Raw genomic sequence first — 10,244 nt, forward strand, 5'->3', positions numbered from 1 at the left:
TAAGTGAACGGCATTAGACTCCAGATGAGTCGGTTTTTTATTATTCTTTTTGGCTCAATAGAGCAACAGCTATTAAGCCATATAGTTAGCAGGCATCTCGATACGAGCTACGCCAGATTCAACAGCCGCTTCCGCAACTGCTCGTGCTACGCGAGGAAGTAGACGTGGGTCCATTGGCTTAGGAATGATGTAACCCTTACCGAACTCCAGTGCAGTCTCGCCCGCAGCTGCTAGTACTTCAGCTGGAACTTCTTCTTTCGCCAGTTCACGAATCGCTTTAACCGCCGCTAGCTTCATTTCGTCATTAATTTCGCTCGCACGCACGTCTAGTGCACCACGGAAAATGAATGGGAAACAAAGTACGTTGTTTACTTGGTTAGGGTAATCACTGCGGCCTGTACCCATGATTAGGTCAGAACGAACTTCGTGTGCAAGCTCAGGCTTGATCTCTGGATCTGGGTTTGAACATGCAAACACAACAGGCTTATCAGCCATCAGCGTTAGTGCTTCAGCAGGCAGTAGATTCGGCCCCGATACACCCAAGAACAGGTCAGCGCCTTCGATAACATCTTCAAGCGTACGCTTATCAGTGTTATTTGCGAACAGCTCTTTGTATTCGTTTAGGTCATCACGACGAGTATGGATCACACCTTTACGGTCAAGCATGTAGATTTTTTCACGCTGAGCGCCACACTTAATCAGTAGTTCCATACAAGCAACCGCCGCTGCGCCAGCACCTAAACAAACGATCTTACACTCTTCAAGTTTCTTACCTTGAAGCTCGATCGCATTCAGCATACCCGCTGCCGTTACAATCGCAGTACCGTGTTGGTCATCGTGGAATACCGGAACATCACAACGTTCAATCAGGCGACGTTCAATCTCAAAACAGTCTGGTGCTTTGATGTCTTCCAGGTTAATACCGCCGAATGTATCTGCGATATTCGCAACTGTATCAACGAACTCATCGATTGTGCGGTGTTTTACTTCAATATCGATAGAATCTAAACCAGCAAAACGCTTAAACAGGAGCGCTTTGCCTTCCATAACAGGTTTAGAAGCAATAGGGCCAAGGTTACCTAGGCCAAGAATCGCTGTACCGTTAGAGATAACTGCAACCATGTTGCCTTTACCTGTGTACTTATAAACGTTATCAACGTTCTGTGCGATCTCGCGAACAGGCTCAGCCACGCCTGGGCTGTATGCAAGTGCTAGGTCTTCTGCAGAGTTTGCAGGCTTCGTCAGTTCTACGGCAATTTTGCCTGGAATTGGGAACTCATGGTAATCAAGAGCTTGCTGACGGAATTGTTCTTGAGGTGATAATTCTTGAGAGGATTGAGCTTGGCTGCTGTCTTCAGACATAGGTGTAGGTTCCTAGGATATTATTATTTGGGGGATCTTGTTCATGTTAATGGATGTACTTCAAAGTTCCTAGGTGGTTGAAGCCTCTGTCTCATTAAAAAACGAGATTTCACTACTAATAAGACCAGTGAGCAGTTGAAATTACTATCGCTTGTTGAAGTTTCGTGCTGAATTTTGGTGAAGAGAGATACGCAAGGAATTGCCCTGAAATAGAATAGAGAGGCAACTTATCGTTGGGTGAGAGTGATGCTTGAATAGAAGTCAGTGCTTTCTCAAATTACAGGCAACAAAAAAGGACACCGAAGTGTCCTTTTTCATGTCTAAATAGCGAGAATTACTTCTTGCTAGAAAGAGCACCGAAACGCTTGTTGAAGCGATCAACACGGCCGCCAGTATCTACGATACGTTGCTTACCAGTGTAGAACGGGTGACATTTGTCACATACGTCTAGGTGGATTGATTCTTTTGCTAGCGTTGAGTTGAACTCAAATGTGTTGCCGCAAGAACAAGTTGCAGTAACTGCTTTGTATTCTGGGTGGATTCCAGCTTTCATGGGATAACCTCAAGTAGGCCGTGTCGCTATACGATTCTAAGCCGCACACCACACGTAGTTTAAAAAAAGAAATAAAGACACCGCATCGACACAAAAGAGTGATGAAGCCATACCTTTAAGGCGCAGTATAGTAATGAATCTATAAAGCAGGATCAACCGATTTGATACATTTTTCACCAATTCTCTCTTTATTTCCTTTATCGGCCTGAGATTTCGGGCTGTCGTTGTCGGTATACGCTAACTCGCCGCCTTCATCCAAACTGCTTCTCGAATTTAACCGCCTTATCCTTTAGACTGTTCGCTCTCGTCAACTCAGATAAAGCCGTCCCTTTATGCGTCCAATGATTGCCCGCGTGGCACTGCCTGTTCCACTCGACAAGCAGTTCGATTACAAGATTCCAAACCACCTATTCCCGATTATTGGTGGTCGCGTCTCTGTGCCTTTTGGACGACAAACCTTAACTGGGATTGTCACGGCTCTGGTTAACGAATCAGAATTCGAGCTAGATAAGCTCAAGCCCATTAAAGCCTTATTAGACAACCAACCCGTTTGGCCGGAATCTGTCTATTCACTGTTAATGTGGTGCAGTCAGTTTTATCAGTACCCCCTTGGCGAAACCTTTGCTAACGCCCTTCCGAGCGCTCTAAGAAAAGGCAAAGCCGCCGACTTCGCGACGCTGGTTGAGTGGCAGTTAACACCATCAGGCAAAGACCAACTGATGCAAGGTTTTGGTCGCGCGGTCAAGCAAGCCAAAGTGATGCACATGCTTGAGCACGGTCCGGTTCCTCATCAAGAGTTCATTGATGAAGAAGTTGGCAGTGCCGTACTCAAAACGCTAGAAGAGAAAGGCTGGATTGAATCAGTAGAGAAAAAGCCAAAACGTCAGCCATGGCCAGTTGAACTTGAGAATGACCAAGACAAACCTAAGCTCAATGCCGAACAAGCCATCGCGATTGCGACCGTAAATAGCCAAACCGACTTTGGTTGTTTCCTGTTAGAGGGCGTTACTGGCTCAGGTAAGACCGAGGTTTACCTGAATATGATTAAGCCGATTCTCGATCAAGGTAAACAAGCGTTAGTGCTCGTGCCCGAGATTGGTCTCACTCCTCAAACGATTAACCGCTTTAAGCGACGCTTTAATGTGCCTGTTGAGGTTATCCACTCAGGTTTAAACGATTCAGAACGCCTGAATGCGTGGTTATCGGCGCGCGATAAAATAGCAGGCATCGTGATTGGTACCCGTTCAGCTCTGTTCACGCCATTTGCTGACCTAGGTATTATCATTGTCGATGAAGAACACGACGCGTCTTATAAACAGCAAGATAGCCTGCGCTACCACGCTCGTGATGTGGCGATCATGCGTGCGCACAAAGCGCAGATCCCGGTTGTGTTAGGCTCTGCAACTCCAGCATTTGAAACACTGCACAACGCTCAAATAGGTAAATACAGTTATCTCACCCTGACTTCACGTGCAGGTGTCGCACTGCCGACCACCAATAAGGTGTTGGATGTTAAAGGTGAATATCTAGAAAGTGGTTTGTCTGCGTCGTTAATTGCAGAGATGCAAAGACACCTCAAAGCTGGCAACCAAGTGATGCTGTTCCTCAATCGTCGAGGGTTTTCTCCGGCATTAATGTGTCACGATTGTGGTTGGACAGCCGAGTGTAAACGTTGCGATGCTTACTACACCTATCACCAATACAGCAATGAGATGCGCTGCCACCACTGTGGTTCTCAGCAGCATATCGTGCACAATTGCCAAGGCTGTGGGTCTGCAAACTTAGTGACAGTGGGTGTCGGGACCGAGCAGTTAGAAGCTCAACTTGGTCAACTATTCCCTGAATACAAAACCATTCGTATTGACCGCGACAGCACCCGCCGTAAAGGCAGCTTAGAAAGCGCACTCGAGTCGATTCGTAAGGGTGAATTCCAAATTCTTATCGGCACGCAGATGCTTGCTAAGGGTCACCATTTCCCTGACGTGACACTTGTGGCGTTATTGGATGTGGATGGCTCTTTATATAGCAGTGACTTCCGAGCGTCTGAACGTCTTGCCCAGCTATTCATCCAAGTAGCGGGACGCGCAGGACGAGCAAGCAAACCCGGTGAAGTGATCTTACAGACTCACCACCCAGAACATGGGTTGTTGCAAGCCTTGCTACACAAAGACTATAACCACTTTGCTCAGACGGCACTGGCAGAGCGTAAGCAAGCAATGTTACCGCCCTATACCTTTATGACGCTGTTTAGAGCAGAAGCCAATGACACTCGCTTGGTGGAAGAGTTCTTGCGTCAGGTTCGTCACACATTGGAATCGCACCCTCTGTTTGACCAATATTGCATGGTGTTAGGGCCAACCCCGGCTCCGTTAGCAAAACGAGCGGGCAAATCGCGCTGGCAGTTAATCTTACAAACTCAGACGCGCTCGTTAATGCAGAAGCTATTGATGAGTGCCAAGCCGGCCATCAATATGTTACCTGCTGCGAAAAAAGTTCGCTGGTCACTCGATATTGAGCCGCAAGATTTGAGTTAAACCCACTTGGGTTAAAACTAATGATAAGTTTGTTCACAAATATTTCATATTTCTCGTGAGCAACTTCACACTAGTCATGTGATTTTTGTTAATCTAGCCGTAACTTTACACGGATTAAACGAATAAAATATTGCAATAAAAAAAGTGTTAGCAACACTTTCATAATATCTATTCGATTACATTTATTATTCACGCCTTAGATGCTTAGGCGGCAAAGGAACTTAAAAGAGGGTTTAATTTATGGCGACAATGAAGGATGTTGCCCAGCTAGCAGGCGTCTCAACAGCCACGGTATCACGTGCATTGATGAACCCTGAGAAAGTCTCAGTTTCGACTCGCAAACGAGTGGAAACAGCAGTACTTGAAGCTGGATACTCACCCAATACATTAGCTAGAAACTTACGTCGCAACGAATCAAAAACCATCATCACTATTGTTCCTGATATCTGTGACCCTTATTTCGCCGAGATCATTCGTGGTATCGAAGATGCCGCAGTAGAAAATGATTACCTTGTTCTACTGGGTGATAGCGGCCAGCAAAAGAAGCGCGAGTCTTCGTTTGTTAACTTAGTTTTCACCAAACAAGCCGACGGCATGTTGCTGCTGGGTACTGACCATCCGTTTGATGTCAGCAAACCTGAACAAAAGAATTTACCGCCGATGGTAATGGCGTGTGAGTTTGCCCCTGAGCTTGAACTGCCTACGGTACACATCGATAACCTGACCTCTGCCTTTGAAGCGGTGAACTACCTAGCTCAGTTAGGTCATAAGCGTATTGCTCAAATTTCAGGACCAGTATCGGCAACACTGTGTAAGTTCCGCCAACAAGGCTACCAGCAAGCGCTGCGTCGCGCCGGAGTCTCAATGAATCCAGCCTATAGCACGGTCGGTGACTTCACCTTTGAAGCGGGCGCTCAAGCGGTTCGTCAATTACTGGCACTTCCTGAACAACCTACAGCTATCTTCTGTCACAACGATGCGATGGCGATTGGTGCGATTCAAGAAACGAAGAAGCTGGGCTTGCGCGTTCCTCAAGACCTATCGATTGTCGGCTTCGATGACATCCAATTCGCTCAATACTGCGATCCACCGCTAACCACCATTTCTCAGCCTCGTTATGAGATTGGACGCCAAGCGATGTTGATGATGCTTGATCTATTAAAAGGCAACGATGTGCAAGCAGGTTCGCGTCTGCTTGAAGCTAAATTAGTGGTTCGAGGCAGTACAGCGCCACCTCGAATATAACCCTTAGAAATACCCTTATAAATCTGCGGCACATTTTGATGTGCCGCTTCCATTTCTGCACTATTATCCTCGCGCAATCTGGATTACCATGAGGGCAGAATCAGCAACTATTGAATTGTCTTGTGGCTAATAGAGATTATGTAAAGCGCGGTCGTGGCACGAAAAAACCGACCAAAAAACAAGCCCCTCGCCGTAAACCTTGGCGCAGTGGTCTTTTGGCGATCCTCCTTGCCGGTGGTTTTGGTTACGGACTTTACCTATTGAGTAATGATCCTGAGCCGCCTGCACCAACGCCTGTGGCAACCAAACCAAAACCTAAGCCAGCGAAAGTGATTCCGCCGCCTCCTGAAGAGAAGTGGGACTACGTTGAAACGCTGCCAAGCCGCGAGATTGAAGTAAAAGCCAAAGAGCAACAGATCTCTAAGATCCCTTACATCATGCAGTGTGGCGCTTACAAAACCTCGTCGCAGGCAGAAGCACGTAAGTTGGATATTGCCTTCCAAGGTATCTCAAGTGAGATCCGCAAGAAAGATGGCAGTAGCTGGTACCGTGTGGTTTTAGGGCCATACAAGTTGAAGCGTGACGCAGAACGCGATCGCCATAAGCTGCAACGGGCGAAAATCGAACCTTGCGCTATTTGGAAAGACACCGATTAGATTTAGCGATAGTCGTAGTCTTAATCTTAGCAAAAGCCGAAAAACAAACTCCGAAAGCCTCCCATTGTGGAGGTTTTCTTTTATTTACTCCCTTTAGTCAGTTTTCCTTACAACTTCCGCCGATAAGTTGCGCGACATCACTCGCCCTTCCTTGAATTATCCGAGCACCATCCTCATATACTTTTTATACCCAAAGATAAGAAATATTAAGAGGCCCTACTCGTGACTACCATTGTATCTGTACGTCGTAATAATAAAGTCGTCATCGCGGGTGATGGACAAGTATCTCTAGGCAATACTGTAATGAAGGGCAATGCCCGTAAAGTACGTCGCCTATACAACAACAAAGTACTGGCAGGTTTTGCTGGCGGTACCGCTGATGCTTTCACGCTATTCGAAAAATTTGAAAGCAAGCTACAAATGCACCAAGGCCACCTGACCAAAGCTGCCGTTGAGCTAGCGAAGGATTGGCGTAGCGACCGTGCTCTACGTAAGTTAGAAGCATTGCTTGCAGTAGCGGATGAGACCGCTTCACTGATCATCACTGGTAACGGTGACGTAGTTCAACCTGAGAATGATCTGATTGCGATCGGTTCGGGCGGTAACTTCGCTCAAGCAGCAGCTACTGCACTATTAGAAAATACTGATTTAGATGCGCGTGAAATCGCAGAAAAGTCGCTGAACATTGCCGGCGATATCTGTGTCTTCACCAACCATCACCACACTATTGAAGAACTAGAAAGCACCGTTGAGCTGCCAAAGCCAGAGTAACGACCGCTTCCATCAATAACGTTGTATTCAACAGTGATTAAAGAATTAAGGAAAAACCATGTCTGAGATGACTCCTCGCGAAATTGTTCACGAACTCAATCGCCACATTATCGGCCAAGACAACGCTAAGCGCTCAGTGGCTATCGCTCTTCGTAACCGCTGGCGGCGTATGCAGCTTGAAGAAAGCCTACGTGTTGAAGTATCGCCAAAAAACATCCTGATGATTGGCCCAACGGGTGTAGGTAAAACTGAAATCGCTCGCCGCCTAGCGAAATTAGCAAACGCGCCTTTCATCAAGGTAGAAGCGACTAAGTTCACCGAAGTGGGTTACGTTGGTAAAGAAGTTGAAACCATCATCCGTGATCTAACGGACGTTGCGATCAAGATGACGCACCAACAAGCGATGGAAAAAGTACAATACCGCGCTGAAGAACAAGCTGAAGAACGCATTCTTGATGCCCTTCTACCACCAGCGCGTGATGCTTGGGGTCAGAACGAGCAATCAACTGAAGACACAACCTCTTCAAACACTCGTCAGATTTTCCGCAAGAAACTGCGTGAAGGTAAGCTAGATGACAAAGAGATTGAAGTTGATGTAGCCGCACCGCAAATGGGCGTTGAAATCATGTCACCTCCAGGCATGGAAGAGATGACAAACCAGCTGCAAGGCATGTTCCAAAACCTAGCGGGCGACACCAAGAAAAAGCGTAAGATGAAAATCAAAGACGCATTCAAAGCACTGACGGAAGAAGAAGCTGCGAAGCTTGTGAACCAAGAAGAGCTGAAAGAGAACGCGATCTTCAACGCTGAAAACAACGGCATCGTATTCATCGATGAGATCGACAAAATCTGTAAGCGTGGCGACAGTTCAGGCCCAGATGTATCTCGCGAAGGTGTTCAGCGTGACCTACTGCCTCTTATCGAAGGCAGCACAGTATCAACCAAGCACGGTATGGTTAAAACTGACCACATCTTGTTTATCACATCAGGCGCATTCCAAGTGGCTAAGCCATCTGACCTGATCCCTGAGCTACAAGGTCGTCTACCAATCCGCGTAGAACTTGAAGCACTATCAGCACATGACTTCAAACGCATCCTAACTGAGCCAAAAGCATCTCTAACAGAGCAATACATTGCCCTAATGAAAACAGAAGATGTCAACATTGAGTTCACTGAAGATGGCATCAACCAGATTGCGGACGCAGCATGGCGCGTAAACGAAACCACTGAGAACATCGGTGCGCGTCGTCTACACACAGTGATGGAGCGTCTAATGGATGAGATTTCATTTGACGCAACAGACCGAGCAGGCAGTAAATTGCTGATTGATGAAGCTTATGTAATATCTAAGCTTGGCGAGCTCGTAGAAGACGAAGACCTAAGTCGCTTCATCCTGTAGCACACAAAACTCCAACTTATTGCTCTATCTCAAAGAAATAGCAGCTAATATACGAATTCAAGGCCCACTTTCGAGTGGGCTTTTTATTACCCGAAAAATGGGCGTATACTCAAATCACAGTTTGAAACGAAGACTTACAAAGAAATAGACCTACGATGAAACAATCTCTACTGATTTGGCTTGATGCCGCACGACCAAAAACTCTGCCTCTCGCACTCGTCTCTATTCTTACAGGAAGTAGTTTAGCGTTCGCCGGCGGTCAGTTTTCTCTATCAATAGCCCTACTGGCTTTTTTAACTGCCACCTTATTACAAATTTTATCGAACCTAGCCAATGACTATGGTGACGCAGTAAAAGGCACAGACAACGAAAACCGTCTGGGGCCAACACGTGCAATGCAATCTGGAGCGGTGACCGCGAAAACCATGAAGCAAGCGATCATCCTCAACATCGTGTTTACCATGCTCGCTGGGCTGATTCTTATTTTTCATGCCTTAACCTCGATTGAGAGTATCTTATCTTTCATTGCGTTAGGCGTATTAGCCATAATGGCTGCCATCGCTTACACCGTGGGCAATAAACCCTATGGTTATATTGGCCTTGGCGACTTATCGGTATTTATCTTCTTCGGTTTGTTAGGCGTTTCAGGCACATACTTCCTACACACTGGTCATGTTGAGCCAAGCCTATTTCTTCCAGCCTTAGGCTGTGGATTAATGGCGGTTGCGGTACTCAACATCAACAACATGCGTGATATAGAGAACGACAGCGAATGTGGTAAGCGCACCATGGCGGTTCGCCTAGGGCAACGCAAAGCCAAGCACTATCATTTTGCACTGCTTGGTCTCGCCCTTGCTTCTTTCGCTATCTACCTACTGATTCAAGAAAAACCGGTCTGGATCAGCCTGCCGTTTTTGCTGAGCATTATTATTGTTTACAAGCATGGCAAGGCCGTTTGGGAAACCGAAAAACCAGCGCAGATTGCACCAATGATGCCAGTGATTGTGAAATGCTCACTGGTCACTAACCTATTGTTTGCAGGGGTTGTCGTAGCTCAAACTCTATTGAGTTAAATGAGACTAATCATTGCAAAGGGATCAAGCGCCGATATACTCAAAGTAAGCTCATTGTTCAAAAGGTATACTAATGGAATACAACACTTCAGCACTGTGCGACATATATTTGGATCAAGTTGATGTCGTGGAGCCAATGTTCAGCAACTTCGGTGGACGTGCATCCTTCGCAGGACAGATCACTACATTAAAGTGTTTTGAAGACAACGCTTTGATTCGCTCTGTACTAGAGCAAGACGGTCTGGGGCGTGTGTTGTTAATCGATGGGGGCGGCTCACTACGTAAAGCGCTGATCGATGCTGAGATAGCCCTACTTGCCGAAGACAATGAGTGGGAAGGGATTGTGGTTTACGGGTGCGTTCGTGAAGTCGATGAGCTTGAAGACATGAACCTAGGTATCCAAGCCTTGGCTTCTATCCCTGTTGGTGCGAGCCAAGAAGGTGTCGGTGAATTAGACGTTCCAGTGAACTTTGGCAGCGTGACCTTCTTACCTGAAGATTACCTCTACGCAGACAACACTGGCATCATTCTTTCTGCCGAACCTCTAGATGTAGAACTCGATTTGGATGTCGAGGAAGAAGACGTCGAGTAACTCTCACTCAGCTTCAAATAATAAAACAAATCATAAGAACACAAACAAAAACGCCCGCT

Annotated in this window: 9 protein-coding genes; 7 read left to right on the forward strand and 2 right to left on the reverse strand. The window is 46.6% G+C overall.

The window, feature by feature from the left end:
* Positions 1-72: 72 nt before the first annotated feature.
* Together AB4623_RS21095 and rpmE are read right to left on the reverse strand one after the other, a co-directional pair.
* Positions 73-1,362 (reverse strand): malic enzyme-like NAD(P)-binding protein, encoded by a 1,290-nt coding sequence (locus AB4623_RS21095; protein WP_017061144.1) that lies wholly within the window; start codon positions 1,360-1,362, stop codon positions 73-75.
* A gap of 334 nt (positions 1,363-1,696) precedes the next feature.
* Positions 1,697-1,915 (reverse strand): 50S ribosomal protein L31, encoded by a 219-nt coding sequence (gene rpmE / locus AB4623_RS21100; RefSeq protein ID WP_004737142.1) that lies wholly within the window; start codon positions 1,913-1,915, stop codon positions 1,697-1,699.
* Positions 1,916-2,247: 332 nt separating this feature from the next.
* On the opposite strand from rpmE, the gene priA reads away from it, so the two are divergent.
* The 7 genes from priA to rraA all read left to right on the forward strand — a co-directional run bounded on the left by priA (position 2,248) and on the right by rraA (position 10,185).
* Entirely contained in the window at positions 2,248-4,449 is a 2,202-nt protein-coding gene (gene priA / locus AB4623_RS21105; RefSeq protein WP_102429021.1) for a primosomal protein N', read from the forward strand.
* A gap of 240 nt (positions 4,450-4,689) precedes the next feature.
* Positions 4,690-5,694, forward strand: coding sequence for a DNA-binding transcriptional regulator CytR (cytR, locus tag AB4623_RS21110; RefSeq protein WP_017061147.1), 1,005 nt, complete (start codon positions 4,690-4,692; stop codon positions 5,692-5,694).
* 122 nt (positions 5,695-5,816) lie between these two features.
* Positions 5,817-6,350 carry an SPOR domain-containing protein gene (locus AB4623_RS21115; protein ID WP_372147335.1) on the forward strand — a complete coding sequence of 178 codons (534 nt, stop codon included), beginning with the start codon at positions 5,817-5,819 and terminating at the stop codon, positions 6,348-6,350.
* Positions 6,351-6,572: 222 nt separating this feature from the next.
* Entirely contained in the window at positions 6,573-7,121 is a 549-nt protein-coding gene (gene hslV, locus AB4623_RS21120; protein WP_004729692.1) for an ATP-dependent protease subunit HslV, read from the forward strand.
* 58 nt (positions 7,122-7,179) lie between these two features.
* Positions 7,180-8,520: an HslU--HslV peptidase ATPase subunit gene (gene hslU / locus AB4623_RS21125; RefSeq protein ID WP_372129673.1), complete on the forward strand. Its 1,341-nt coding sequence runs from the start codon at positions 7,180-7,182 to the stop codon at positions 8,518-8,520.
* 155 nt (positions 8,521-8,675) lie between these two features.
* The gene (locus AB4623_RS21130) at positions 8,676-9,593 is read left to right on the forward strand and encodes a 1,4-dihydroxy-2-naphthoate polyprenyltransferase (protein WP_017092186.1); all 918 of its coding nucleotides are present in this window, start codon (positions 8,676-8,678) and stop codon (positions 9,591-9,593) included.
* A gap of 73 nt (positions 9,594-9,666) precedes the next feature.
* Positions 9,667-10,185 (forward strand): ribonuclease E activity regulator RraA, encoded by a 519-nt coding sequence (gene rraA / locus AB4623_RS21135; protein WP_017061152.1) that lies wholly within the window; start codon positions 9,667-9,669, stop codon positions 10,183-10,185.
* Positions 10,186-10,244: the final 59 nt, after the last annotated feature.

The organism is Vibrio sp. 10N.222.52.C12, assembly GCF_041474215.1.
In the GTDB taxonomy this organism is placed as follows: Bacteria; Pseudomonadota; Gammaproteobacteria; order Enterobacterales; family Vibrionaceae; genus Vibrio; species Vibrio crassostreae_C.

Bases quoted from the DNA above. Each gene is read 5' to 3' on its own strand.
- AB4623_RS21095 (WP_017061144.1), bottom strand. From the start codon at position 1,362: ATGTCTGAAGACAGCAGCCAAGCTCAATCCTCTCAAGAATTATCACCT.
- rpmE (WP_004737142.1), bottom strand. From the start codon at position 1,915: ATGAAAGCTGGAATCCACCCAGAATACAAAGCAGTTACTGCAACTTGT.
- priA (WP_102429021.1), top strand. From the start codon at position 2,248: ATGCGTCCAATGATTGCCCGCGTGGCACTGCCTGTTCCACTCGACAAG.
- cytR (WP_017061147.1), top strand. From the start codon at position 4,690: ATGGCGACAATGAAGGATGTTGCCCAGCTAGCAGGCGTCTCAACAGCC.
- hslU (WP_372129673.1), top strand. From the start codon at position 7,180: ATGTCTGAGATGACTCCTCGCGAAATTGTTCACGAACTCAATCGCCAC.
- AB4623_RS21130 (WP_017092186.1), top strand. From the start codon at position 8,676: ATGAAACAATCTCTACTGATTTGGCTTGATGCCGCACGACCAAAAACT.
- rraA (WP_017061152.1), top strand. From the start codon at position 9,667: ATGGAATACAACACTTCAGCACTGTGCGACATATATTTGGATCAAGTT.